The organism is Hyphomicrobium sp. DMF-1, from assembly GCF_027886585.1.
GTDB lineage: Bacteria > Pseudomonadota > Alphaproteobacteria > Rhizobiales > Hyphomicrobiaceae > Hyphomicrobium_C > Hyphomicrobium_C zavarzinii.
The window spans coordinates 4,449,969-4,472,966 of sequence record NZ_CP115706.1 but is presented as its reverse complement, the minus strand read 5'-3'; the positions used below and the strand labels follow the sequence as shown (position 1 = coordinate 4,472,966).

General features: G+C 62.2%; 25 protein-coding genes and 1 pseudogene. 16 read left to right on the top strand and 10 right to left on the bottom strand.

Features of this window, described 5'->3' with window-relative positions; genetic code table 11:
* Positions 1 to 398 precede the first annotated feature (398 nt).
* The 4 genes from PE058_RS20665 (at position 399) to PE058_RS20650 (ending at position 3,539) form a co-directional block, all read left to right on the top strand.
* Positions 399 to 968, top strand: a complete 570-nt coding sequence (locus PE058_RS20665; RefSeq protein ID WP_271029388.1) for a TetR/AcrR family transcriptional regulator — start codon at positions 399 to 401, stop codon at positions 966 to 968.
* Positions 969 to 1,157: 189 nt separating this feature from the next.
* The gene (locus PE058_RS20660; protein WP_271030635.1) at positions 1,158 to 2,033 is read left to right on the top strand and encodes a quinoprotein relay system zinc metallohydrolase 2; all 876 of its coding nucleotides are present in this window, start codon (positions 1,158 to 1,160) and stop codon (positions 2,031 to 2,033) included.
* Between the two features lie 19 nt (positions 2,034 to 2,052).
* Complete coding sequence (locus tag PE058_RS20655; RefSeq protein ID WP_271029387.1) at positions 2,053 to 2,886, top strand: quinoprotein dehydrogenase-associated SoxYZ-like carrier; 834 nt, start codon at positions 2,053 to 2,055, stop codon at positions 2,884 to 2,886.
* Between the two features lie 233 nt (positions 2,887 to 3,119).
* Positions 3,120 to 3,539, top strand: a complete 420-nt coding sequence (locus PE058_RS20650) for a hypothetical protein (protein WP_271029386.1) — start codon at positions 3,120 to 3,122, stop codon at positions 3,537 to 3,539.
* A gap of 136 nt (positions 3,540 to 3,675) precedes the next feature.
* Here the strand turns inward: PE058_RS20650 and PE058_RS20645 are convergent, their stop codons facing one another.
* From PE058_RS20645 to PE058_RS20605, 9 genes are all read right to left on the bottom strand, one after another.
* Positions 3,676 to 4,464: a class II glutamine amidotransferase gene (locus tag PE058_RS20645; RefSeq protein ID WP_271029385.1), complete on the bottom strand. Its 789-nt coding sequence runs from the start codon at positions 4,462 to 4,464 to the stop codon at positions 3,676 to 3,678.
* A gap of 5 nt (positions 4,465 to 4,469) precedes the next feature.
* A complete protein-coding gene (locus PE058_RS20640; protein WP_271029384.1) occupies positions 4,470 to 5,192 on the bottom strand; it encodes an ABC transporter ATP-binding protein in 723 nt (240 codons plus the stop codon).
* Between the two features lies 1 nt (position 5,193).
* On the bottom strand, positions 5,194 to 6,327 hold the full coding sequence (locus PE058_RS20635) for an ABC transporter permease (RefSeq protein WP_271029383.1): 1,134 nt from the start codon (positions 6,325 to 6,327) through the stop codon (positions 5,194 to 5,196).
* Positions 6,324 to 7,457 (bottom strand): efflux RND transporter periplasmic adaptor subunit, encoded by a 1,134-nt coding sequence (locus PE058_RS20630; protein WP_271029382.1) that lies wholly within the window; start codon positions 7,455 to 7,457, stop codon positions 6,324 to 6,326. The genes PE058_RS20635 and PE058_RS20630 overlap by 4 nt, the downstream gene beginning before the upstream one ends.
* 122 nt (positions 7,458 to 7,579) lie before the next feature.
* Complete coding sequence (locus PE058_RS20625) at positions 7,580 to 8,011, bottom strand: hypothetical protein (RefSeq protein WP_271029381.1); 432 nt, start codon at positions 8,009 to 8,011, stop codon at positions 7,580 to 7,582.
* A 44-nt stretch (positions 8,012 to 8,055) separates the two neighbouring features.
* A complete protein-coding gene (locus PE058_RS20620; RefSeq protein ID WP_442908686.1) occupies positions 8,056 to 9,852 on the bottom strand; it encodes a PHA/PHB synthase family protein in 1,797 nt (598 codons plus the stop codon).
* 99 nt (positions 9,853 to 9,951) lie between these two features.
* On the bottom strand, positions 9,952 to 11,397 hold the full coding sequence (locus tag PE058_RS20615) for a dihydrolipoyl dehydrogenase (protein WP_271029379.1): 1,446 nt from the start codon (positions 11,395 to 11,397) through the stop codon (positions 9,952 to 9,954).
* Between the two features lie 162 nt (positions 11,398 to 11,559).
* The gene (locus PE058_RS20610) at positions 11,560 to 12,006 is read right to left on the bottom strand and encodes a hypothetical protein (RefSeq protein ID WP_271029378.1); all 447 of its coding nucleotides are present in this window, start codon (positions 12,004 to 12,006) and stop codon (positions 11,560 to 11,562) included.
* Between the two features lie 13 nt (positions 12,007 to 12,019).
* Positions 12,020 to 12,727, bottom strand: coding sequence for a TetR/AcrR family transcriptional regulator (locus PE058_RS20605; protein ID WP_271029377.1), 708 nt, complete (start codon positions 12,725 to 12,727; stop codon positions 12,020 to 12,022).
* A gap of 65 nt (positions 12,728 to 12,792) precedes the next feature.
* Here PE058_RS20605 and PE058_RS20600 point away from each other — a divergent pair, with 65 nt between their 5' ends.
* The 4 genes from PE058_RS20600 to PE058_RS20585 all read left to right on the top strand — a co-directional run bounded on the left by PE058_RS20600 (position 12,793) and on the right by PE058_RS20585 (position 16,669).
* Positions 12,793 to 12,936 carry a zincin-like metallopeptidase domain-containing protein gene (locus tag PE058_RS20600; RefSeq protein WP_271030634.1) on the top strand — a complete coding sequence of 48 codons (144 nt, stop codon included), beginning with the start codon at positions 12,793 to 12,795 and terminating at the stop codon, positions 12,934 to 12,936.
* 108 nt (positions 12,937 to 13,044) lie between these two features.
* Entirely contained in the window at positions 13,045 to 14,277 is a 1,233-nt protein-coding gene (locus tag PE058_RS20595) for a site-specific integrase (protein WP_271029376.1), read from the top strand.
* On the top strand, positions 14,274 to 15,644 hold the full coding sequence (locus tag PE058_RS20590; protein ID WP_271029375.1) for a tyrosine-type recombinase/integrase: 1,371 nt from the start codon (positions 14,274 to 14,276) through the stop codon (positions 15,642 to 15,644). The genes PE058_RS20595 and PE058_RS20590 overlap by 4 nt, the downstream gene beginning before the upstream one ends.
* Entirely contained in the window at positions 15,641 to 16,669 is a 1,029-nt protein-coding gene (locus tag PE058_RS20585; RefSeq protein ID WP_271029374.1) for a tyrosine-type recombinase/integrase, read from the top strand. The genes PE058_RS20590 and PE058_RS20585 overlap by 4 nt, the downstream gene beginning before the upstream one ends.
* An 83-nt stretch (positions 16,670 to 16,752) precedes the next feature.
* On the opposite strand, the gene PE058_RS20580 is transcribed toward PE058_RS20585, so the two are convergent.
* Entirely contained in the window at positions 16,753 to 17,172 is a 420-nt protein-coding gene (locus tag PE058_RS20580) for a MerR family transcriptional regulator (protein ID WP_271029373.1), read from the bottom strand.
* Between the two features lie 49 nt (positions 17,173 to 17,221).
* Between PE058_RS20580 and PE058_RS20575 the strand changes: the two genes are divergently transcribed.
* The 8 genes and pseudogenes from PE058_RS20575 to PE058_RS20540 all read left to right on the top strand — a co-directional run.
* Positions 17,222 to 19,414 (top strand): heavy metal translocating P-type ATPase, encoded by a 2,193-nt coding sequence (locus tag PE058_RS20575; RefSeq protein ID WP_271029372.1) that lies wholly within the window; start codon positions 17,222 to 17,224, stop codon positions 19,412 to 19,414.
* Positions 19,411 to 19,932 (top strand): signal peptidase II, encoded by a 522-nt coding sequence (gene lspA / locus PE058_RS20570; protein ID WP_271029371.1) that lies wholly within the window; start codon positions 19,411 to 19,413, stop codon positions 19,930 to 19,932. The genes PE058_RS20575 and lspA overlap by 4 nt, the downstream gene beginning before the upstream one ends.
* Entirely contained in the window at positions 19,929 to 20,402 is a 474-nt protein-coding gene (locus tag PE058_RS20565; RefSeq protein WP_271029370.1) for a DUF411 domain-containing protein, read from the top strand. Before lspA ends, PE058_RS20565 begins: the two co-directional genes overlap by 4 nt.
* Before the next feature lie 98 nt (positions 20,403 to 20,500).
* Complete coding sequence (locus PE058_RS20560) at positions 20,501 to 20,710, top strand: hypothetical protein (RefSeq protein ID WP_271029369.1); 210 nt, start codon at positions 20,501 to 20,503, stop codon at positions 20,708 to 20,710.
* 260 nt (positions 20,711 to 20,970) lie between these two features.
* Positions 20,971 to 21,570, top strand: a complete 600-nt coding sequence (locus tag PE058_RS20555) for a Spy/CpxP family protein refolding chaperone (RefSeq protein WP_271029368.1) — start codon at positions 20,971 to 20,973, stop codon at positions 21,568 to 21,570.
* Between the two features lie 7 nt (positions 21,571 to 21,577).
* Complete coding sequence (locus PE058_RS20550) at positions 21,578 to 21,964, top strand: DUF302 domain-containing protein (RefSeq protein ID WP_271029367.1); 387 nt, start codon at positions 21,578 to 21,580, stop codon at positions 21,962 to 21,964.
* Positions 21,965 to 21,974: 10 nt separating this feature from the next.
* Positions 21,975 to 22,295 carry an SHOCT domain-containing protein gene (locus tag PE058_RS20545; RefSeq protein WP_333780408.1) on the top strand — a complete coding sequence of 107 codons (321 nt, stop codon included), beginning with the start codon at positions 21,975 to 21,977 and terminating at the stop codon, positions 22,293 to 22,295.
* 9 nt (positions 22,296 to 22,304) lie between these two features.
* Positions 22,305 to 22,775, top strand: a pseudogene (locus PE058_RS20540) (efflux RND transporter permease subunit); the annotation flags it as partial.
* Between the last annotated feature and the right edge of the window lie 223 nt (positions 22,776 to 22,998).

Genomic DNA, 22,998 nt, shown 5'->3' with positions numbered 1-22,998 from the left:
CACCTTGTGTTTGCTACCCTCGCCTGCGCGCTGATCGCATCCACCGGCCCGGCCTCAGCCCATGAGATCCCGTGGAGGAATGGGGTCGCGCGCATCAAAGGCTATGGCCATTGCGCGAAAGGGCCATGCCAGCGGCGTGCGGCCTTCGAGAGCAGTGTTCCCCATCGTCATCTTGGGAAAGGCAAATGCGAGGGGCTCGGCGCGGCCGGGTATACTTTTGGCAGCACCTTTGCCTGCTAACAGAATTCCTGCGTGACCCGCCTCAATGACCTCCGCTTTTTCACCGTGCTTGTTGCTTTCCTGTGCGTGAACAGAATTTGGAGCCTATCGAATCCTCCGTGCGTGCAATCCACAATAACCGTCTTGACAGCCTACCATGTAGTAGGTAGCTAATGTGGATGGCTCCTGCCCATACCAAGTCTGCCCTGCTGTCCGAAGCTGAAGCGCTGATCCGGACGATCGGCTATGCTGGGTTCAGCTACGCGGATCTGTCGGAGCGCGTCGGCATCCGCAAAGCCAGCATCCACCATCACTTCCCGACCAAGGAAGCTTTGGGCGCAGCCGTCATCGATACCTATCTCGAGCGCTTCGTCGCCGAGCTGGACGCGCTTGCGGCCCGCTCCATCAATGCGAGGCGCAAGCTGCTGGCCTACGGGGACTTCTTTGCGGCCAGCCTGCAGGATGGACAAATGCCCCTGTGCGGCGCGCTTGCTGCGGATGCGACCTATCTTCCCGTTTCCATGCAGCAGCGCGTCAGGAAGTTCTTCGAGCTTCATCTCACCTGGCTTGAAAAGGTTCTGGCCGATGGCATTGCGGCCGGAGAGATCGACGGTGGCCAGTCACCCAAAACCTATGCGTTGCTGCTTCTGAGCACACTGCAGGGGGCGAGCATTGTGGCCTGGGCATTGAAAGATCCATCGGTGGTCAAGCCTGCCTATCGGCAGGCTTTGGAGAGGCTGGCCAGGTAACACGTTTTTTGCCGACGAATCCTACGTACTGAAAGAAAGGCTATGTGTACCACGTCTCAACTGCGAGCCCTCGGTAGGGAAAACCAGGATGAAACGGACGCGCTGGCAAGCGTGCTTGGTCGGCGCGCCTGCCGAAGAGCAGTCCTGAAATCGGCACTTGCATTCACGGTGGCGCCGCTGATCGGACGCGTGCCGGCCTTGGCGAGCACCGCACTGCCGGTCAGTGAGGTCGCGCCCGGCGTGTTCGTCCATCAGGGCCGCTACGAGCTGCAGTCCCCTGAAAACCGCGGAGACATGTCCAACGCAAGCATTGTCATCGGCAGTGACGCCGTCGCCGTCATCGATACGCTCGGGAGCGCCAAGGTCGCCCGGGAGTTGCGCGCCGCCATCAAGGCCATCACCGACAAGCCCATCCGCTACGTCATCAACACCCACATGCATCCGGACCATGTGTTCGGCAATGCGGCCTTCAAGGACGACAACCCTCAATTTGTCGGCCACCATAAGCTCAGGCGTGGGCTCGAAGCCCGGACCCAGAGCTATATGGCCTCAAGTAAAGACATGCTCGGCGAGGATGCATTCGAGGGCTCGGAGATCATCCTTCCGACACTGAACGTGGAGGACACGCTCACCCTCGACCTGGGCGGTCGATCCCTCGTGTGCGAGGCGCAGAAGACGGCCCACACCGACAACGATCTCATCATCACCGACAGCAAAACCGACACCGCGTTCTTTGGCGATCTGCTGTTCTCCGGACATATCCCGACGCTCGACGGCTCCCTTCGCGGCTGGCTGTCGCTGATCGAGCAGCTCGAGGCGCGCACGGCGGCGCGCGTTGTTCCTGGACACGGACCGCATGCGATGCAGCTGCCCGCCGCGATGCTGCCGGAGCAACAGTATTGGTCGATCGTAGCGTCCGACGTGCGCAAGCTCATCAAGGACGGCAAAGACTTGATAGAAGCAACGAAAACCGCGGGGCAATCCGAGCGTGGCAACTGGAAGCTGTTCGATCAATACCACGTCCGCAACGTGACGGCGGCGTTCGCAGAGCTCGAATGGGAATAAGAAGAGCGGAGAGCAGATAATGGAAACGCACAGACAGTCGATCGGTCGATTTGGTGCCGTTGTTGCGATGGCAGCGGGCTTTCTTTCTCATGTGAATGGCGCGGCGCGCGCCGAGGAGGACATTTGGCCATCGTTGCAGAGCGAGGTGTTCGGTTCGCGGCCGGTCCAGGAGAACGACGGGGTCGTGGCTCTTGATGCTCCGGAGCGGGCCGAGGATGCCGCTGTTGTTCCGCTCACCATCCGCGTTCCTCCGTCCGTCAAAGGGCAGCTGAAGGCGATGTGGTTGATCATCGACAAGAACCCCGCACCCGTGGCGGCAGCTCTAACAATTGGACCAGCGGCAGGACAAGGCGGTGGCGAGCGCCGCTTTACGACGCGCGTGCGGATTGACACCTATTCCTACGTTCATGCCGTGGTCGAGACGGATGACGGCGTGCTGCACATGACGAAAGCCTTCGTGAAGGCCTCGGGCGGTTGCGCCGCTCCGGCGCCGAAGGATGCGGACAGAGCCAACGATGACCTTGGCAAGACACTGGTCAAGAGTTTCGATCCTGCTGTCGAAACGGCAGCGTTGCGCGAGGCGCAAATCATGATCAAGCATCCGAACAACAACGGAATGCAGATGGACCCGGAAACGCGGGCCTACGTTCCAGCCCGCTTCATCCGTGAGCTCACGGTGATGCGCGGCAACGACCTGGTATTCAAGGCCGAGACGAGCTTTTCCCTCTCCGCCAATCCGAATTTCCGGTTCACCTACGAGAACGGGAAGGACAACGCGCTGGAGGTGACCTCGATCGACACCGACGAAACGAAGTTCTCCGCCCGCTCCACCCAAGTGGCCGTCACGCAGTAGCAGAACAGTACAGCTGCCGCGGCGGTGGGCGATGCCGAGCCACAAAGGATTGAATTCCTTCACGGGCGAAGAACCGTGGCAGATCGTAGTGGTCATCGATCTCGCCCTGGGTGCTAGGCTCTCGATGAGACCTTTCGGGCGACGAGTCGCTTCCGTTTGATCCACGACAAGGGGCACCGCGACACGCTCCCATCGCCTTTCCGGCCGGTTTCGCGATGCTGTTCCGAGCGCGTATGGGTCACGGCATCTCCGGCATGACGCAGTTATCGGCCGGCTCGACCCTCGCCGTCGCCGCCATGTTCGCTGGCGGCATTCTGGTAGCCACCTTGCTTATGAAGCGCACCCAAATTCACGCGAGGGGAGGAGTGCATGTCTGTATGACCGGCCGTACGGTTGCAGCGAGCATGTTCACATCGCTTCTGTTCGCCACAGGCGCATTAGCGCAAGGCCCCGTCGCCACGGCCTGCAAGGACAATATGCCCAAGGTCTGCACGGGCGAGGAGTACGTCCAAGGCGAAATGCGGGCATGCCTTGAGGCGAACAAAGACAAGGTCTCGGCGGCATGCAAGGCCGCGCTCGAGTCGACCGCCCCGGGAATGGGCATGGGCCAGGGCCCGCAGGAGTGGCGGGCTGGGAGCCGCATCACCGGATGAGCGCCAAATGCCCATCCGATGCAGGCCGCGGGCGCTGAATTCCCTGGCATGGGCCGGGCGGCAGCGGGAACATGGAAATCGCAGGACACCGGGATCATCGTCTGTCCGAACTGCGGGGGCGCGCGCGAAGGGGCTGTCAGGCCACCTCTTCCCCGGCAATCCTTCCGCCCGCGATTTCGAGGACCGCACCGCGCGGCAACGGTCGCCAGGGCTCCGCGCTCAGCGGCACGCTGGCGACCAGAACCACCTTCAGCGCGTCGCCCGACACCGTAAAGGGCGCGGTTTCGTCCGCAGCTCCATTCGGCGCGCATGACCGCTCGAGTAGCCACAGGCCAGGAGGCTCGATCGCGCCCGACGGCTGCTTGCGGCGGTCGGCATGGACCCAGAGACGCCCGCCTCCTGCATAAAGAATGTTGGCCGGCCCCATCGCTCTGAGACGCCTGACGGTGTCGGCGAACCGCGCGTGAATATCGGCGGCGCTTCCATCCGTCCGGGCGATGTCATCGAGAAACGCGCAGAACGCCGCCTCGCTGTCGGTCTCTCCGATCGGCCAAAAACGCAACGCGGTAACCCTGCTGGCCGAAAGAGCGGTTCCGAGATTGCCATTGTGCGCAAAGGTATGCGTACGACCCCATAGTTCGCGCACGAACGGCTGCGTGTTGCCAAGCGATACCGCACCCTGCGTCGCGCGCCGGATATGGGCGACGACAAGCTCGCTGCGGATCGGGTTTCTCTGCAGGCACTCGACCCACGGGCTCCCGGCCGCGGCGTGAGGATCGCGCCAGACATGCGCATCCCTGCCGTCGGCAAACGCAATCCCCCAGCCGTCCGGTTGCCCTGCGGGACCGCCGTGTGCCGCCAGCCTCAAGAGCGACAGCCTGACGTCCACGGGCGCGGAGGCACTGATGGCGAGCAGCTCGCACATGAGGCTCAGGCCGCCCGCGAGGTGTCGTGCTCGCTGTCGAGACGGCCATCGCGCAGGCTGAAGATCCGTTCGAAGCGGTCGAAGATCTTCTCGTCGTGAGTGACGGCGATGATGGCGGCCTCCTGCTCGACGGCGACCTTGCGCAGCAGGTCCATCACGATCCCGGCGCGCTTGGAGTCGAGCGCTGCGGTCGGCTCGTCCGCGAGAATGATACGCGGCCGGTTGGCAAGCGCCCGCGCAATGGCGACGCGCTGCGCTTCCCCGCCCGACAGCTTGGCCGGCATCGCCCCCCGGCGGTGTCCGACCTCGAGATACTCGAGCAGTTCGACCGCGCGATTGCGCGCTGTTGCGGCGTCCGCCCCCGCCAGCTGCAGCACGAGCGCGACATTGTCCGTCGCATCGAGGAACGGGATCAGGTTGTGGAACTGGAAGATGAAGCCGATCTTGTCGAGCCTGAGCTGCCTGAGATTGGGCCTCAGCCAGCGCCCATCCTCGATCACCGGCTCTCCATCGAGCTCCATCGAGCCGGAGGAGGGGTCGAGGATGCAGCCGATGACATTCAAGAGGGTGGTCTTGCCCGAGCCCGACGGCCCGAGCAGCGCCACGACTTGCCCGGGATAGACGTCAAGCGAGACGTCACGCAGCGCGTCGACACGCGTCTCGCCCTCGCCGAAATGCTTCGAGATGCGGTCGAGACGAACGAGCGGGTGATCTTTCGCGCCTGCCATCTCAGCCTCCCAGTGCCGTCGCGGGATCGACCCTGAGGGCAGCGCGCACGCCAAGACCGCTCGAGAGAAGGCACACCGCGAACACGATCAGGCCAAGGATCATGACGTTGTCAGGCTCCAGCACCACGCGCCGGGGAAAGTAGTCCTTGATGTTCACGATGAGGGCGGCGCCGATCGCAAAGCCGATGACACCGAGTGCCAAAGCCTGCTGAACGATCATGCCGGTGATGGCGCGATCGGGTGCGCCGATCAGCTTCAGCGTCGCGATCTGCTTCAGCTTCTCCATGGTCATCGTGTAGATGATGAGCGCGATGATGACGGCCGACACCACCAGCAACAGCGACGTGAAGAGCCCGATCTGCCGCCGGGCGCGGTCGACCAGCGAGCGCGTGAGGATCAGCTCCTGGCCCGCCTGCGTGATCGCGGAGAGATGCTTCCAGCGGCGCACCGTCTCGGCCACCGCTTCAGGGGACGCATTGCCGTGCAGTCGCGCGACGACGGCATTGACGGTGTCGCGGCTGGAGCCGCCGGTGCCACGCGCCAGCTGCACGCGCGCGGCAGGCGGTGCAAGGTCGAACTGCAGCTTCTGCGCGTCGGGCAGCGTGATGTAGACGGCGGGATCGCCACCGGAGTTGACTTGGTGGCGCGTTAATCCAACGACGGTGAACACGTTGCGTCCGAGCAGGACCCGCTCACCCAGGGTCAGGCCCGTGCTTCGATCGGCGACCATCTCGTAATGATTGCGGGCAATCTCACGGCCTTCCGCGATCTCCGGCGGCCCCCCTGGCCGGGTCAATTCGTAGCCGATGACGTAGAGCCTGAGCTTCACTCCCCCGTGCTCGGTCTCGACGGTCTGATAGGTAATGCTGCCGGCAGCGGTAACGTCGGCAATGCGCGCCACAGCCTCGCGGATGTCACCGGGGATGCGCGATGCTTCGGCGAAGGGGCCGCGCGTATTGGCCTCCACCACCCACAGATCGACGGCAGGAGCCCGGGCGATCGTCAGCGCGTCGGCGACGAGGCCGCGATAGATGCCGATCATCGCCAGCACGACGCCGAGCAGCAATCCGAGCCCGACGCAGGTCAACAGGAAGCGGCCGAGATTGTGTCGAATGTCCCGATAGGCGAGGTTCATTGGGGCCTCGCCTCGCTCACGCGCACCGCCCGGCCTTCCTTGGGGTCGCTGTCGAGGCTGACAACGACGCGCGCGCCCTCAGGCACCCCATCGACGATCTCGAGGCGCGCATCCTCCGTGCGATGGCGGAACTTGACGAAGCGGCGCTGCAGGCGGCCCGCCTCGACCGTCCACACCGTGCCCTGGCGTCCGTCGTAGCCGTGCACGGCGGCTGCCGGCACGAGCAGGGCCTCGTCGAGCGTGGCGACCGTGATCCAGAACTCCACCTGCTCGCCGAGAAACACACGTGGCGGGGGATTGTCACCCTTGATGTAGACACGCCGCTCCTCCGTGACGCGGTCGCTCTCGAGCCCGATGCGCTCGACTTTGCCGGTGAATGCTTCCTGAGGGCGCGAGCGCAGCCGTGCATCGACCCGCTGGCCTTCGTTGATGAACCCGGCGCGTGCCTCGTCGACATAGGCAAGCCCCCAGTAGCTGCCCGCGGCAATCAGAGTGAAGATCGGATCGCCGGCCTTGACAACGGTGCCGAGCTCCTTGTGCCGCTCGATCACAATGGCATCGTAGGGCGCAACGAGTGTACGGTGCCGCAGCAACGTCTCCTCGAACTGAACCTGTGCCTTGGCATCGGTAAGCTGCGCGCGAGCGCTTGCAATCTCACTCTCCGCGACGACGACATCGGCCTTCGCCACCGCCTCGTCCCGCACGGCCTCCTCCGCCACCTGCTGGGAGACGATGTCGCGGCCAACGAGCGCCTGCTTCCGTCTGTTGGCCTCCTGCTTCTGAGCAAGCACGGCCTGGGCCTTCTCCAGGTTGGCCTCCGCCCGCGTGATGTTGACCGTAGCGATTTCGAGTGCGGCGCGGGCCTTGGCGACCTTGGCCTCCTGCTCACCGAGACTCAATCGCGCCAGCACCTGGCCTTTCGTCACGCGGTCGCCGTGGTCGGCATGGAGCTCCGCGAGCGCGGCACCGACCTCGAACCCGATCTTCGACAGTACACGCGCCTCGACGGTTCCGAGGCCGAAGACGCGGACGGGGACGTTACGCTCCTCCGCCGCCACCTGAACGCTGATGGGGCGATTGCCGTAGATGGCGAAACCCAGCATGATCGCAGCAATAACACCGGTAGCCACCAGCGCGTACCTGACCGCGGGCCGGCGAAGGAGCGCAACTGCTCGCAATCTCGCTGCAGACTTTTCTTCCATGGGCTTATTCCCACCCGAGGCCGATTGCGCGCGTAACTCGTTCATGATCGTCAGGCTCCCTTCGGTCCTATTTCGCGCCATATCGCGATTCCGAGCCAAGCCATGCAAGCAACCATCGATATGCCGCCAACGATGACAAGGACTGGGGGTACGGAGAACAGGACCTCGGACAGGATTCCAAGTGGCATCAGAAGGGCCGCGATACCCAGCCACGAGATCCGATGGCCTGTGGCCTCGGGCAGCTCAAAGCGGGCTAGGACGAGGCCGACCGCGATGTTGATCAGGGCGAACAGATTGCCGTGGACATGTGCGAGGCGCGACTCGAAGTGCTTGCCGACCGCGTAGTCGGCGATCCACTGCTCCTTCCCCGGCGCAAAGTCGCGGAGGTAGATCAGCACGAACCCATAGGCCATGAAACCGGCGAGAAACAGCAAGCCGATGACGATGTTCTTTGTGCCGGTCGATTGCGATGTTGCCATCATCTCATACCTCATGATCGGAATAGCTTGGTTGCACCTCGTCGATGTCACCTTAGTCGTACATAGCCGCCAGGCGCATCAGCCAGGGCGGCAAGCCCCTTGTCTGCCGCGCCGCCCCCCGGAGGCGTAACTCGCTTTCCAGACTGGCGCGACAACCACTCGACCCAGGCCGGCCACCAGGAGCCTTCATGCCCCGGCGTGTCCCTCATCCATGTTTCGGGATCGAGGAAGCGATCACTTTCGCGCTTGGTCCGTATCCGATAGCGGCGGCCCTTGTGACCGGGCTCGGAGACGATACCGCCGTTGTGGCCGCCGTTCGTGAGAAGGAAGGTGACGTCCGTATCGGCAAGAAGATGGAACTTGTAGACGGAGCGCCAGGGCGCGACGTGGTCGGTCTCCGTGCCGACGGCAAACAGCGGCACCCGGATGTCGGTGAGTGCGATGGCGCGGCCTTCGACTTTGAACCGCCCCTCTGCGAGATCGTTCTTCAGGAACAGCTGCCGCAGGTACTCGGAGTGCATGCGCGCTGGCATCCGGGTGCCATCGGCGTTCCATGCCATCAGCGCGTTCATCGGGCTGCGCTCGCCCATGAGATAGTCGTGGATGACACGCGACCAGACGAGGTCGTTCGAATGCAGCATCTGGAAGGCGCCCGCCATCTGATGGATGTCGAGATAGCCCTGCTCGCGCATCATATTCTCGAGGAAGGCAACCTGGCTCTCGACGACGAACAGGGTCAGCTCGCCGGCCTCCTTGAAATCGGACTGGGCGGCCAGGAAACTCAGGGTCGCAAGCCGTTCATCTCCATCCCGCGCCATGGCTGCCGCTGCGATCGAGAGCAATGTGCCCCCGAGACAGTAGCCAACGGCATGCACTTTACGTTCCGGTATCACAGCGTTGACCGCTTCGAGCGCGGCCATCACGCCGAGCTTCCGGTATTCTTCCAGGCCGAGGTCGCGGTCCTCGTAGCCCGGGTTCTTCCACGAGACCATGAAAACCGTGAAGCCTTGGTCAGTCAGGAACTTTACCAGCGAGTTCTCAGGCGTCAGGTCGAGGATGTAGTATTTCATGATCCACGCCGGCACGATCAGGACCGGCTCGGGATGCACCTTGTCGGTGGTCGGCGCGTACTGGATCAGCTCGATCAATCGATTTCGATAGATGACCTTGCCTGCACTCCGCGCGAGATTGCGGCCGACCTCGAACGCCTCGGCTCCATGTGGTGGCTGGCCGTTTATCGCGCGCTCCCAGTCCTCGATGAAATTCCAGTAGCCCCGCACCAGATTGCCGCCGCCTTCGGCCAGCGTCTTCTGGAGCACCTCCGGATTTGTCAGCACGAAGTTCGACGGCGAGACCATGTCGAGCGCCTGCCGGGTGGCAAACGTGACTTGCGCCTCGTGCTTGTCTCCGAGGCCTTGAATACCCGTCGTCGCGACATGCCACCACTGCTGTTGCAGCAGGAAGGATTGATAGATGATGCTGAAAGGCCATTGCTGCCACGCCTCGCCGCGAAAGCGCTTGTCTTGCGCCAGCGGCTCCATGCACGGCTCGACGCCATTGGACCGCAGCGCACAGTGGGCCGCGTAGTGCGCAAGGCGCGCGGCTTTCCGCACCGCCTTCTCGGCCAGCTGCAGCTGCTTGCCGGGCGATGCCCCCAGATGGATCATCCAGTCGAAGTAGGCCTCGGCAACGGCCATCGGCGACAAACCGAGCGTGCGTCGAGAGGCGAGGTAGTGCCAAGAGCGGTCTAGAGCCTCGCCGACGCGCTGCGAGACATCTTCATCGCCAGCTGCACTCGCACCAAGCCAGAAATCCGATAATCCATTGCCCAACTGTTGCAGCATCTCCGGGAGCATCACTGGCGTCAGTTGTTGAGCCGCCATTGATGTGCCGTGCAGGTCCGGTTTCGCGGGAATCAGCGCTTTTTGTCCCATGGTCACTCCTCAACGCATTTCGACGAAGCTGGCACTCCCGTCGCCGCCCACGGGCGGCTCGGCGCAGCGCATCAGCTCGATGTCACGAATCCGCCGCTCGAGCTTGTAGGCGGCGTCCTTCAGCGCCGTGCGCAAGCCCTCTTCGATGACCGGGTGATAGAAGGGCATCTGCAGCACCTGATGTACTGTGAGGTCCCTCGACAGCGCGAAGGCGAAGAGGTGCGCCAGATGCTCGGCCCTCGGCGCGATCATCTCCGCACCGAGCAGCCTGCCGCTCTTCCTGTCCGCGTAGACCTCGATCTGACCGTCGGTCTCGCGCATGACAATGGCGCGGCCTTGGCGGGCGAAGGAGGCCTCGCCGGTCACGAAGTCGGCACCTTGATCGATAAGGCTCCGCCAGCCGCGCCCAACAATTGCGATGTTGGGGTCTGTGAAGGTGATAGCGAGCCGGGGCGAGCGGGCGAAACAGTGGCTGTCTGCGCGCGCAGCATTGTACCCGGCAATGCGGCCTTCATCGACCGCCTCGTGGAATATGGCCCGGCCACCGCTCGCATCACCGGCGATATAGATGCTCGTGCCGTCGATCCGCATCGTGGTCGCGTCGATGATGGGCAGGCCCTTCTCGTCGAGCCGCACTCCGATGTCCTCGAGACCGAGGCCGGCGAGTTGCGGCTTGCGTCCGACCGCGACCAAGGCGGCGTCCGCCTCCCATGACTCCCCGTCGACCGTCAGCGTTACGGCGTGCTCACCTCCTGCGCTGAGACCTGCATTGCCGAAACGGATCCTCATTTCGCGGGACAAGAGCTTCAAGACTGCTTCCTGTAGTGCCGGAGAGCTCAGCCCGCCAACGGCCTTGCTGGTCGTGGCAACGACGACCTCGACCCCCAGCCTTGCCAGCGCCTGGCCGAGCTCGGTCCCTATGGCACCGGCGCCGATCACGGCCATTCGATCTGGAACTACCTTCTCCTCGAAGAACCGATCCGTATCCAGGACAGCCTGGGACAGCGAGCGCCACGCCGCTGGAACAGTTGGACGGGAGCCGGTCGCGATGACGATCGACTTGGCTCTGAGAGTCTCATCGCCGACCGCGAGCGTATCGGCACCGATGAACCGTGCCCGCGCTCGCATGACGTGCTTCTCCCAAATGCGCATGTCCTTGTGGACGCCTGCGACGAACGCATCACGCAGGCGTCGCACATGAGCCATGACCTTGCCGCGGTCGACCACCATGTTTTCGGAGCCGGAGATACCCATCTCCTCGAGCAGGGTTCGGCGATGAAAGTCGTTGGCAACCTGGATCAACGCCTTGGAGGGCATGCAGCCGACACGAGCGCATGTCGTGCCGAGCGTCCCGTCATCGATCACGACATAATCGTCTGTGACCCTGGCGACCTCGCTCCGGGCCGCGATACCGGCCGAGCCCGCACCGATGATGGCTACGTCAACAGCCCGCATGAGCGGTCTCCTCTGCGCGATCGGCAACCGACGGCCGCCGGACCATCTCCGCGACCAATACTGGCGTCATCTGTTGCACCCGTTCTGGTGTGGTCGGTTGGGCCGGTTCAACGGCGGCCGTTGCTGAGCTGGCTGGCTGAAACATGCTCCAGACGCCCACGCTCAAGTGTCGCCGAGGCCACGCCAGCCTGCGTGATTGAAATACTTGGGATATGTATCAAGAGCTTTTCGCATGACTGCGATACCGCGCTGCGGATCATTCTTCTGCGTAAGGAGATCGGCGCCCTCCAGGAAATCCGCGATCATGACGTGGAGGTTCTCGTCGGCCGCGGGCGAGAGCTTGCAGTTTGTGGTCAGGTAATCGACTTGCTGCTGGATGCCGCTGGCGAGCGCCTGCATCTCAGTCGCGCTGCCGTCCGGCCTGGCGGCACTCACCAATTCACGGATACGCTCCATTCCGACGCGGAGCGGCTGGTCCGTATCCCACTTCTGGCCGGCATTGAGCTGCAATTCGTCCCCGGCCTCATGGCTATGGCCGTTTCCGTGCAGATGATAGAAGGCTAGCCCACCACCAGCGACCAGCGCGAGTGCAATGATAGCAAGTGTCATTCGCATGTTCATCTCAACCCTTCTTCTTGGTCTGTCTCAGGTCTTTATTGGCTGCCGATGCCCGCTCCACACAGCGGGCACCCAGACCGCGAAAATAGATTTCGATCACGCCCGGCGCATTGGCTCTCGCCGCACGAAGGTTGCCTGCCAGCATCGACTGCATGACCAAGCCTTGGATCATCCCGATGAACAGGATCGCCGCCGCCTGCGTGTCCGTGTCGGCCAGCACCTCTCCCCCGGCCTTCGCCTCTTCCAGCTTGTGTGCGAGCCGCTCCGCGTAGCGTCTCATTAACGTGTGCGCGACTTTCTTCGCAGGCGTTGCTTCTGCTCGCTGCAACTCTCCGAACATCATCCGCGGCACACCGGGATGCTCGATCACGAATTCGATGTGGCTCATGAATATCGCCTGCAAGGCAGCAAGCGGTGACGCTGACTGCTCGGCTGCCCGGTCGATCCGATCCAGCAACCGATCGGCGACCCACTCCATCACAGCCTGCCAGATGGCCTCCTTGCTCGGGAAGTGCCGGAACAGGGCGCCCTGAGTTACGCTCATTTCACTGGCAATCGCCGCCGTCGTGATCTCGCTCGGGTTCTGCGTGCCCGCAAGGGCGACGACGGCCTCCACAGTGCGTTGGCGGCGCTCCTCGGCGGGAAGATATTTAGTCTGCATCTCTGACTTCGGTCCAAATGATAGTAATTGATTACTATCATTATGTGGCATCCGATGTCAATCCTGCTGCTCCTAACGTCGAGAGAAGACGCAAACTGTCAGGATAAGTCGCCGAAATAGGATCGGCCATACTCTGCTGCGAGCTCGGCATCACCCAGGACGTCCGCCCTGATCACGCCCAGTACCTCGCTGACTGGCTGAAGTTATGCGCAGCTCCCCATAAGTCGAGTAATCGCGAGGTGTCGATAATGCGCAGGTGAGCCGCGTCCGCACTGAATTTCCTGTGAATTGAATGCACGAGGTGCGTTCTTCCTGCGCATTATTTGAGGTCGACTTCTGCTGTCGTTTAGCCAGCAGAGGGGTCTTCCATGTCAAACACCAAGCGCGACCTGATCGCCGAACTCACAGATGTGCTGAGCGCACAGAGCTACAGCCCAGTCGTCGTCAGGAACTACTGCGCCTACGCGCGCGACTTCCTCGCCTACCTGGCGCAGCATGCAATGCCTATCGCAACAGTGACACCGGCACAGGTTGCGCAGTACCTGCGCCATGCGAGGGTCGAATTCAGGAAGCGGCGTGGCCGTCAGCCGGCCCTGGACTGGCACTCGATCCCCCGTTCCGGAATCCACGCGTTGCTGCGCCTTGCTCGGGGGCAATGGCCGCCGGAGCCGGACATCGTTGGACCAGAGGCGACGCTCCGGCATGAGATCTGCCTCAAATACGAGACTTGGTTACGTGACGAGCGAGGCCTTGCGAGCGCGAGCATCGTCGCGTTGATGGCGGAGGCCAGACACTTCCTGGTCTGGCAACTCGAGCGCGGCGGGGCTCAGAGCCTCAAGGGCCTCAGCGTCCAGGACATCGATCTCTACATGGACGCGCGAGCGCCGGGACAGCGGCGCGTATCGCTCAAGGATTACGCCGAGCGCCTGCGCTCGCTGGTGCGCTACATGCACCGGACCCAATACGTCGCGAGCGATCTCGCGGCTCACGTGGTCTCGCCCATGCTGTACGCGTACGAGGGCGTGCCCTCGATCTTAGAGCCGGACCAGATCGCCGCCGTGCTTGAGACCACGAAGCGTGACACGTCCCCGATGGGGCTGCGCGACTATGCCATGCTGCAGCTCCTCGCGACCTACGGGCTGCGATCAGGCGAAGTCCGGAACCTGACCATCGAAGACATCGATTGGCGCGCTGAATCTTTACGGGTTCGGCACTCTAAGACCGGTGCATGCTCGTTTCTACCTTTGCTGCCGCAGGTCGGCGAGGCGATGCTCAACTATCTGCGCCACGGGCGCCCTAGAACGGACAGGAGAGAGGTCTTCCTCCGGTCTCGTGCGCCCTATCGTCCGTTGCGAAACTTCTCCAGTGAGGTGCAGCGTCGCCTGTCGGCAGCCGGCGTCAAGCCACCGGGTAAAAGTGGCCCACATATCTTCCGTCATGCCCGAGCGGTCGAAATGCTGCGCGCATCGGTGCCGCAGAAGCTCATCGGCGACGTGCTCGGCCATCGATCGACCGAAGCGACGATCCCATATCTGAAGCTGGCAACCGAAGATCTCAGATCAATCGCGCTCGATGTGCCGGGATCGGAGGCTCTGGCATGACCGCCCCATGGATCGATCCAGATCGCAAGATCGTCTCCCGCTACCTGGGACAACTACGGCTCAGCTCCCATGCTCGCTCCGTCTATGCCCAAGTCCTTCGCGACTTCCAGGCGGTCGCTGAGCGACGCCGGGCAGTCGACCGGAAGACGCTGGAAGCGTGGCTGCGAGAATGGGGAAAGAATTGGCAACCATCTACCCTGCTTCATCGAGCCCGCATCGTAGATCGCTTCCTCGATCATCTGGTTGAACTGAAGCTGATCACCAGTAACCCAGTCGCGGTGCTGCGCTCGGAGTTGAGCGTCAAGCAGAGCCGGCCGATCTGGCAGGCGTTGGCGTCCCGCAAACCGGATCAGGCGCTCGTTGCACTGCGCCGTCCAAAGCCGTTCGGCAGTGTCCTGGGCGAGACCATGCGCGAGCATGTGAAACGGATGCGCAAGCGGGGATATCGCTACACGACACAGGCCGCATGGTTCCTGCGGTTCGATCAGTTCCTTCAGGATCATCCGGAGCTTGCGAAAGAGCCCGTCAAGACGATGCTGGAGCACTGGTCGGCAGCCAAGCCGACGCACCACCACGCCGCGGAATGCGAAAAGCTAAAGCACGCTCTCGATAATGCACTCCGCCATCGGGATCCGAGCCTGCCGCCGAGGCGATTGGACCTACGGCCACAGAAGGAAGCCGCGCGTCACTTCCGGAAGCCACACATTTACAGCCCCGCCGACGTGCAGCGCATGCTGGAGATCGCCCGGTCCTATCCGTCCCCCCGGGCGCCGCTGCGGCCCATGAGCGCTCGTCTCATGCTGCTGCTCGCCTACTGCGCAGGCCTGCGACGAAGCGAGCTTGCACGCCTCGATCTTGGCGACATCGAGCTTCGAAGTGGCACCATCACCATCCGCGAGACGAAGTTCTTCAAGACTAGAATCCTGCCGCTGCCCGACACCGTGATGGCTGAGCTGCGCGCCTACCTCGATGCCAGACGGCGCGCTGGAGCGCCGCAAGACCCGCAGTCCGGGCTGTTCTGGCAGACCCAAGGGAATGATCGCTACGGCTCGGCGGCCATCGCCTGGTTGATCGTCGACATCCTGCGTCGCGCCGGGCTCAAGCCTGGGATTGGGACCGGGCGAAAGGGGCCGCGTCTGCACGACCTCCGCCACTCTATGGTCGTGAACCGGATGCTCCAATGGTACCGGTCGGGCATCAATCCGCAGGACAGGCTGCCGTTCCTGGCGACCTATCTGGGCCACCGGGATATCAACTCCACGCTGGTCTACATCACGGTTACGCAGGACCTGATGCAAGAGGCGAGCGAGCGGTTTCGTCTGGTCGGGGCGCGCTGCCTCGCTTCTGGCGATGAGGTGCGGCCATGAAGAAGAACACCCACACCATGCGCCTTCGGCACGACCCGTTCCCGGCCTTGCTGCGCAGCTTCTTCCAGGAATGGCTGACGGAGCAGCGCGCCGCCTCTGTACATACAATCCGCTCCTATCGCGACACTTGGCGGCTGTTCCTCCGCTTCGTCGCGGCGCGACAGCGCAAAGAGGTCGCCGAGATCAAGCTCGCCGACCTGACGGCTAGCGAGGTCAGCGCCTTCCTCGGTCACGCCGAGCACGACCGGAAGGGCACGATCGGCACGCGCAACTGCCGCCTTGCCGCGATCCGCAGCTTCTTCCACTTCGTGGCCGGAAAGGAGCCGACCGCGATCGCGCAGTGCACCGAGGTCATCGCCGTTCCGTTCAAGCGCGCACCGATCCCGGCGCCCTGCTATCTTGAGCCGAGGGAGGTGGAGGCGATCCTCGCTGAGCCCGACCGGTCGACGCTGGAAGGACTGCGCGACCATGCGTTGCTGTCCTTCCTCTACAACAGTGGTGCCCGCATCCAGGAAGCGCTCGATCTGACGCCCGAGGCGATCCGGTTCGAGACGCCGAACTGCGTGCGGCTCTACGGCAAAGGGCGCAAGGAGCGCATCTGTCCGCTCTGGCCGGAAACCATACTGCTGCTGAAAAAGCTGCTGGAGTGGCAGCCACGGCTGCCAAGCGAGCGGCTGTTCGTCAATCGGTACGGCGAGCCGCTCGGCGCATCCGGTGTTCGGTTCAAGCTCGCGGCCTACGTGGAGGCGGCGGCGAAGACAGTACCGACGCTTCGCTCCAAGACCGTGACGCCGCACAGCTTCCGTCATGCGACCGCCGTCCACCTCGTCTCGGCGGGCGTCGACGTCACTGTCATCCGCAGCTGGCTCGGGCACGTCAGCCTGGACACGACAAACCACTACGCCCAGGCCAATCTCGAAACGAAGCGAAAGGCCCTGGAGCGCGTCGGCGCACCTGGTCCAGGCAAAAAGCTCCCGTCATGGAAGCGGGACGCAAGCGTGCTCGCCTGGCTCGACTCGCTTTGAGGACACCATTCTGGTGGTCGCTTCAAGGGGTGAAACGGCCACCGGATCTGACGCATTGCATCGACGTTCGCTACCCAAATCGGTCACAGATTGCTTGGATCAATCGGAGCCAGCGCTTCGATAATTCGGCAATTCGCAATAGTGCCGCAGCCGCACTGGCGGATGATGCTGTCGAGTTCGCGCCGCAGGGCCTTCAAATCGGCAAGCTTGCGATCAACGTCCGCGAGGTGGTCGCGCGCGATGACATCGACACCCTCGCAGGAACGCTGCTTCTGATCGGATAGACCCAGAAGCTCTCTCACTTGCTCCAGACCAAATCCCAGATCGCGGGCGCGGCGGATGAAGCTGAGGCGACCGAGATCCTTGGTCCCATACGCACGATAGTTTCCGCTGGTCCTATCGGGGGCAGCAAGCAATCCGATCCGCTCGTAATAGCGGATCGTTTCCACCTTGGTGCCGGTGGTCTTGGACAAATCGCCAATCGTGAGGACGCCTGAACTCATAAGTGTTGACCCTGTAGTTACTACAGGGTGCAATATGGGCTCTTAACGAATGAAAGTCCAAAAAATCATGACGGCTGCCGAACGACCCTCAAAAAACATTCAGACGCTCAAGATGGGGGTTGAGGGCATGGATTGCGGCACATGCGCGCTCAAGATCGAGAACGCTCTGAAGCGTCTCCCCGGCGTCAGCGACATAAACGTGAACTACGGCACCGAGACGCTGGCCCTGAACCACGACGCTGATCGAAGCTCGCGCCAAGCGATAGAGGACCAGATCCGCAGCCTTGGCTACATGCCGCGTCCACTGGCGACTGAGCAGACCGACTCGACCCATTCGGCCGAGCGGGCCGACCGGCCGTGGTGGCAAACCCGCAAGGGGCAACTCGTCCTTGTAAGCGCAGCCCTGCTTGCAGTGGCCGCCATTGTCGCTTGGATTGCGCCGAATCTCTCGCTTTTCGCCTATCTCGCAGCGGCCGTCATTGGTCTCGTCCCTATTACACGGCGTGCGCTCGCCGGTGCCATGTCCGGCACACCCTTCAGCATCGAAACGCTCATGAGCGTGGCGGCAGCCGGAGCTGTTCTCATCGGCGCGACCGAGGAAGCGGCCGTTGTGATCTTCCTCTTCGCCGTAGGCGAACTCCTTGAGAACGTCGCGGCAGGTCGAGCGCGGGCGGGCATCCAAGCGCTAATTGGATTGGTGCCGCGCATCGCCCAGGTCGAGCAAAACGGCGAGGTCCGGAAAGTATCAGTCGAACAATTGCGCGTCGGCGATGTTGCCGTGGTCCGCCCTGGCGATCGGGTTCCATCGGACGGAAAAATCATCGAAGGCACATCGGAACTTGACGAATCCCCGGTCACCGGCGAGTCCGTTCCGGTCCTTAAAACTGCCGACGCGATGGTCTATGCCGGTAGCATCAACGGCAACGGCTTGCTCAGGGTATCAATCACCAAGACCGCAGCCGACAACACGATCGCCCGTATCATTCATCTGGTGGAGAACGCGCAAGCGTCGAAAGCGCCCACGGCCCGCTTCATCGACCAATTCGCGACCTATTACACGCCCGCGTCCATGGCCGCAGCGGCCCTGATCATTATCGTACCGCCACTGCTATTCGGAGCCGATTGGGGGACTTGGATTTATCGCGGCCTCGCCACGCTGCTTATCGCCTGTCCCTGCGCGCTCGTGATTTCGACGCCCGCTGCCATCGCCTCCGGTCTCGCGGCTGGGGCCCGCCGTGGCCTTCTTATCAAGGGCGGTGCAGCCTTAGAGGCTCTTGGCAAAATCAAGACTGTGGCTTTTGACAAGACCGGCACGCTAACAATCGGCAAGCCGCAGGTGACCGATGTCGTTGCCATTGAAGGCGACGACGGTGAGGTATTGGCGAAAGCAGCTGCCGTCGAGCAAGGGTCCAGCCACCCGCTCGGGTTTGCAATCATTGCCGCAGCCCGCGCTCGCTCGCTGGCCATCCCGCAGGCCTACGGGGGCGCATCCGCCGTGCCTGGTAAAGCCGTTGTTGCTCGCCTGAGCGAGGGTTTTATATCGGTCGGCTCGCCGCGCTATGCCGCCGAATTCAACCTGCTGCCCCCTTCCTTAGAGGACGCGGTGCAGAGGCTGGAGGCGGAAGGAAAGACTGTGGTGATCGTGGCCACGAAAGAGCGCGCGCTCGGCCTCATCGCGCTCCGCGACGAACCGCGCCCCGATGCCGTGGCTGGGATCAACTGGCTTAAGGCGCTCGGGGTACACGGCATCATGCTGACGGGCGACAACCGGCGCACCGGGCAAGCCATAGCCAGCGCCCTTGGCCTTGATGTACGCGCCGAGCTATTGCCTGACGCCAAGCTCCAAGCCATTGCTGAACTCAAGACGGCTGGCCCGGTGGCCATGGTAGGCGATGGCATCAACGACGCGCCAGCCCTCGCGGCATCATCAGTTGGCATTGCGATGGGAGGTGGGACCGATGTTGCGCTGGAGACAGCCGATGCAGCCTTGCTCAGCAACCGCGTGAGCGGCGTTGCCGAGCTTGTCAGCCTTGCGCGGGCGACCTTGTCCAATATCTGGCAAAACATCGCGCTCGCGCTAGGGCTGAAGGCCGTGTTTCTGATCACGACTCTGCTCGGCATCAGCTCGCTGTGGATGGCCATCCTAGCAGATACAGGGGCCACCGTGCTGGTCACCGCGAATGCATTGCGCCTGCTGCGATATCGTCCAACGGCGACGGCACCGTCCGAGGAGGTCACATGAGCAGCGCAATCGACACGTCGGCATCGCCCCGCCTGACAAAACTATTTGGATTGGCGGCTATTACTGTCGCCTTCGTTTTCGATCAAGCCACCAAGCTGATGGCGTTAGCGACGCTTGAGCGCGGAAACGCACAATCCGTGCTGCCATTTTTCGATCTGCGTCTCAGCTTCAACCAAGGGATATCCTTCAGCATGTTCGCTGAGACATTCGCGGGCCGACCCACGCTTCTGGCCGGGATCACGCTCGTCATTGTTGCGCTATTTGCCATTCTTCTGATCCGATCGACCGTGCGTTGGGAAGCCATCGCGTTCGGTCTGATCATTGGCGGCGCACTTGGCAACGCTCTAGATCGTGTTCGCCTCGGTGCGGTTGTCGATTTCCTAGATTTTCATGTCCGGGACTATCACTGGCCCGCATTCAACTTCGCGGATGCCGCAATCGTAGTCGGCGTCATGGTCCTGCTCGTAACCTCTTTTGGCAACTTCGCGGACAATCAGTCGAAGGAAAACCCATCATGACCACAGAACATCAGATTTATCGGCGGTCAGCTTGGATGACGGCGTTCGCCATAGGATTTTTTCCGGTTGCGGCAGTTGCGGCATCACTCGAGATGATGACCACCGGAGGATGTTCTTGCTGCCATGCGTGGGCCCGCCACTTGCGGGCAGCCGGTCATGAGGTTGCCGTCAAGGATCTCGCAATGGGCCAGTTGATGAAGATGAAGCTCGATGCGGGCATTCCCGCTGCAATGACGGCCTGTCATACCGCAAGAGTCGATGGCTATCTGATCGAGGGTCACGTTCCCGAGCAAGATATTCGAAAGCTGCTTAGCGAGCGCCCCGAGGCACTCGGCCTCGTTGTGCCTGGCATGCCGATAGGTTCACCGGGGATGGAGTCCGGCAACAAGCGGGAGGCCTACGAGGTTCTACTGTTGAAGAAGGATGGCAGCACCGAAGTTTTCGCCCGATATGGCTCGCAACCTGAATAATACGGATGATCGACCCAAGGCGATCTCGTGCCGCAGTGGGACTGCATTAGGACTATCATCTGCTATGCAAGCGTTGGCCGAAACGAGGAGTTCGCACCTTGGATGCGCTAACGCTATTCGGACTTTTTGCAGTAAGCGCAATGCTTGTCTTTTACGCGCTCGAAGACCGCAGCCCAACCTATGTTCTCGCCTTCGCAGGAGCCTGCGGATTGGCGTCGCTTTACGGCTTCCTGCAAGGCGCTTGGCCGTTTGGCGTGGTCGAAGCGATTTGGTCGGTGGTTGCCCTCAATCGCTGGACAAAAAAGTGATCTCTTATAAATCCTAAAATCCCTGTGAGTGCCTGGTTCGATTGTTTGGCATGGGCTGATGCTTGGGGTCCCTCGCGCTGAGGCCAGAGGGCTGATCGGGTTCCTAGCGCCAGCGGCCAACCTGGCCAAGAGTCTTGATCCAGCTCAATTACGAGGCACCGACGCTAACGTAAAAATAATTCCGGATTGCTTCCTGCTGGGAAGCCGCAAAGAAGAATTGAACGAGGAAAGTCGTGGCAACGCCTCAAGGAGTAATGCACATGACAATGCGTAAATGGGTGATCGCAGCGGCGCTCCTGGCAGCAACTGCGACCGGTTCGCTGGCTCAAGGCCAACAACAGGGCCAGCATATGCCGATGGGTCAGGGCATGGGGATGATGGGTGGCTGTCCCATGATGGGCGGCAATATGGGAATGGGCATGATGGGCCCGGGTATGCAGGGAATGATGGGCCCAGGCATGCAAGGCATGATGGGCAACATGCCGATGGGTATGGGTATGATGGGCCAAGGTATGGGGCCAGGCATGATGATGGGCATGGGTTCCATGATGGAAGGCCGTCTTGCCTATCTGAAGGCCGAACTGGGCATCACTGACACCCAGGCCGCAGCCTGGGACGGCTACGTAAGTGCCGTCAAAGCCCGGGGCAATACCATGCAGAGCATGCACGCAACGATGATGCAGGCCATGCAGACCGGCAGCGCAAGCGAGCGAATGCAGGCGCATATGCAGGCGATGCAGAGCATGGTCGAGAGCATGAAGGCCCTCCTGCCGGCCACCGACGCACTCTACAAAGTGCTGAGTGACGACCAGAAGAAGAAAGCGGATCTCCTGCTTGGAAGCGGTTGCTGCATGATGTGAGGTTCTAATGAGCTACTACTTCAACAAGGTGCTGTCGCTGAGCTTCGATGCGGCGGTTGCAGAGACGACGCGGAAGCTCAAGGATGAGGGCTTCGGCGTGATCACCGAAATCGACGTGGCGGCGACGCTCAAGACCAAGATCGGCGTGGAGTTTCGTCCCTACCGCATTCTTGGAGCATGCAACCCTTCTCTCGCCCATGAAGCGCTCAAGCTTGAGGACAAGGTCGGGACCATGCTGCCCTGCAACGTGATCGTCCAAGAACTCGCGCCGGGGCAGGTGGAGGTGGCTGCAATCGACCCCGTGGCGTCGATGTCTGCGATCGACAATCCGGCCCTTCTTGAGAAGGCGCAAATGGTGCGCGAGAGATTGGAGAAAGTGATCCGATCGCTCTGACTGGTCCCGGATGGCTCACATGCGCTTGGTAATTGGATTCCTTGGTACGTTGATCCTTGCCACACCGAGTTGGGCTCAAACTGGTCCTGTGCCTGGCCCCATGCATGAATGGGCGTGGCGCGGATGGTGGCCGCTGGGCGGGTTTATCTGGCTAGCGTTCCTCGGGCTAGCGATTGTTGGCTTGGTCTCGGTGGTCCGCTGGCTGTTCGGCGACAAGGGGCCCGAACGGAGCGCACCATCATCGGCCCTTTCCATCCTCGATGAACGCTATGCCCGGGGAGAGATCGACCGCGAGGAATACGAGCAGCGGCGTCGGGATTTGGGTGGTTAGCCGACGTCAGCCTTTGTCGGTGGCATGTGGATGGTCTGGTGGCTGGGGTTCAACCTCTCAGTTGCGGTGGCGGTCGGTTTCATCGCGCTCGCAGGCGTAGCCGCCGAGACCGGCGTGGTGATGCTCATCTACCTTGATCACGCGGTGGAGGATGCCAAGGCCAAGTGCAGGCGTGAAGGCCGGGCCTATACGCGTGACGATCTCTACGACGCGATCATGTTCGGCGCCGTCGAGCGCGTGCGGCCCAAGATGATGACTGTGGTCGCGATCATGGCCGGACTACTCCCCATCCTGTGGAGCACGGGCACGGGCTCGGAAGTTATGCAGCGGATCGCTGTGCCGATGATCGGCGGAATGGTCTCATCAACGCTGCTGACGCTCGTCGTCATTCCCGCAATATACGCAGTGGCGAAGGGGTGGCAGATGAATCGAGGGAACGAGTCGACTCAAGCGGACCGGACCGTTCTGGCAAATTCATAATGCCTGCTGTTGGCCCTGAGCCGAAGTTCCCCTTCTACGGCGGAACCAACGCGATTGGGGTTGAAGCGGTCGTGCTCAACTCAGGTCACAAACATCCCTGCCCCAAGCTGGCAAAAGAGGCGTCGCCGGCACAGACCTATCTGGCTTGTGCGTCACGGACCGCGGGCTTCAGCGGCTGCTACGGAGCACCAAATAATGCGCAGGAAGAACGCACCTCGTGCAT

Bases quoted from the DNA above. Each gene is read 5' to 3' on its own strand.
- PE058_RS20665 (WP_271029388.1), top strand. From the start codon at position 399: ATGGCTCCTGCCCATACCAAGTCTGCCCTGCTGTCCGAAGCTGAAGCG.
- PE058_RS20655 (WP_271029387.1), top strand. From the start codon at position 2,053: ATGGAAACGCACAGACAGTCGATCGGTCGATTTGGTGCCGTTGTTGCG.
- PE058_RS20650 (WP_271029386.1), top strand. From the start codon at position 3,120: ATGGGTCACGGCATCTCCGGCATGACGCAGTTATCGGCCGGCTCGACC.
- PE058_RS20645 (WP_271029385.1), bottom strand. From the start codon at position 4,464: ATGTGCGAGCTGCTCGCCATCAGTGCCTCCGCGCCCGTGGACGTCAGG.
- PE058_RS20640 (WP_271029384.1), bottom strand. From the start codon at position 5,192: ATGGCAGGCGCGAAAGATCACCCGCTCGTTCGTCTCGACCGCATCTCG.
- PE058_RS20635 (WP_271029383.1), bottom strand. From the start codon at position 6,327: ATGAACCTCGCCTATCGGGACATTCGACACAATCTCGGCCGCTTCCTG.
- PE058_RS20625 (WP_271029381.1), bottom strand. From the start codon at position 8,011: ATGATGGCAACATCGCAATCGACCGGCACAAAGAACATCGTCATCGGC.
- PE058_RS20620 (WP_442908686.1), bottom strand. From the start codon at position 9,852: ATGCTGCAACAGTTGGGCAATGGATTATCGGATTTCTGGCTTGGTGCG.
- PE058_RS20615 (WP_271029379.1), bottom strand. From the start codon at position 11,397: ATGCGGGCTGTTGACGTAGCCATCATCGGTGCGGGCTCGGCCGGTATC.
- PE058_RS20610 (WP_271029378.1), bottom strand. From the start codon at position 12,006: ATGACACTTGCTATCATTGCACTCGCGCTGGTCGCTGGTGGTGGGCTA.
- PE058_RS20605 (WP_271029377.1), bottom strand. From the start codon at position 12,727: ATGCCACATAATGATAGTAATCAATTACTATCATTTGGACCGAAGTCA.
- PE058_RS20595 (WP_271029376.1), top strand. From the start codon at position 13,045: ATGTCAAACACCAAGCGCGACCTGATCGCCGAACTCACAGATGTGCTG.
- PE058_RS20590 (WP_271029375.1), top strand. From the start codon at position 14,274: ATGACCGCCCCATGGATCGATCCAGATCGCAAGATCGTCTCCCGCTAC.
- PE058_RS20585 (WP_271029374.1), top strand. From the start codon at position 15,641: ATGAAGAAGAACACCCACACCATGCGCCTTCGGCACGACCCGTTCCCG.
- PE058_RS20580 (WP_271029373.1), bottom strand. From the start codon at position 17,172: ATGAGTTCAGGCGTCCTCACGATTGGCGATTTGTCCAAGACCACCGGC.
- PE058_RS20575 (WP_271029372.1), top strand. From the start codon at position 17,222: ATGAAAGTCCAAAAAATCATGACGGCTGCCGAACGACCCTCAAAAAAC.
- lspA (WP_271029371.1), top strand. From the start codon at position 19,411: ATGAGCAGCGCAATCGACACGTCGGCATCGCCCCGCCTGACAAAACTA.
- PE058_RS20565 (WP_271029370.1), top strand. From the start codon at position 19,929: ATGACCACAGAACATCAGATTTATCGGCGGTCAGCTTGGATGACGGCG.
- PE058_RS20555 (WP_271029368.1), top strand. From the start codon at position 20,971: ATGACAATGCGTAAATGGGTGATCGCAGCGGCGCTCCTGGCAGCAACT.
- PE058_RS20550 (WP_271029367.1), top strand. From the start codon at position 21,578: ATGAGCTACTACTTCAACAAGGTGCTGTCGCTGAGCTTCGATGCGGCG.
- PE058_RS20545 (WP_333780408.1), top strand. From the start codon at position 21,975: ATGGCTCACATGCGCTTGGTAATTGGATTCCTTGGTACGTTGATCCTT.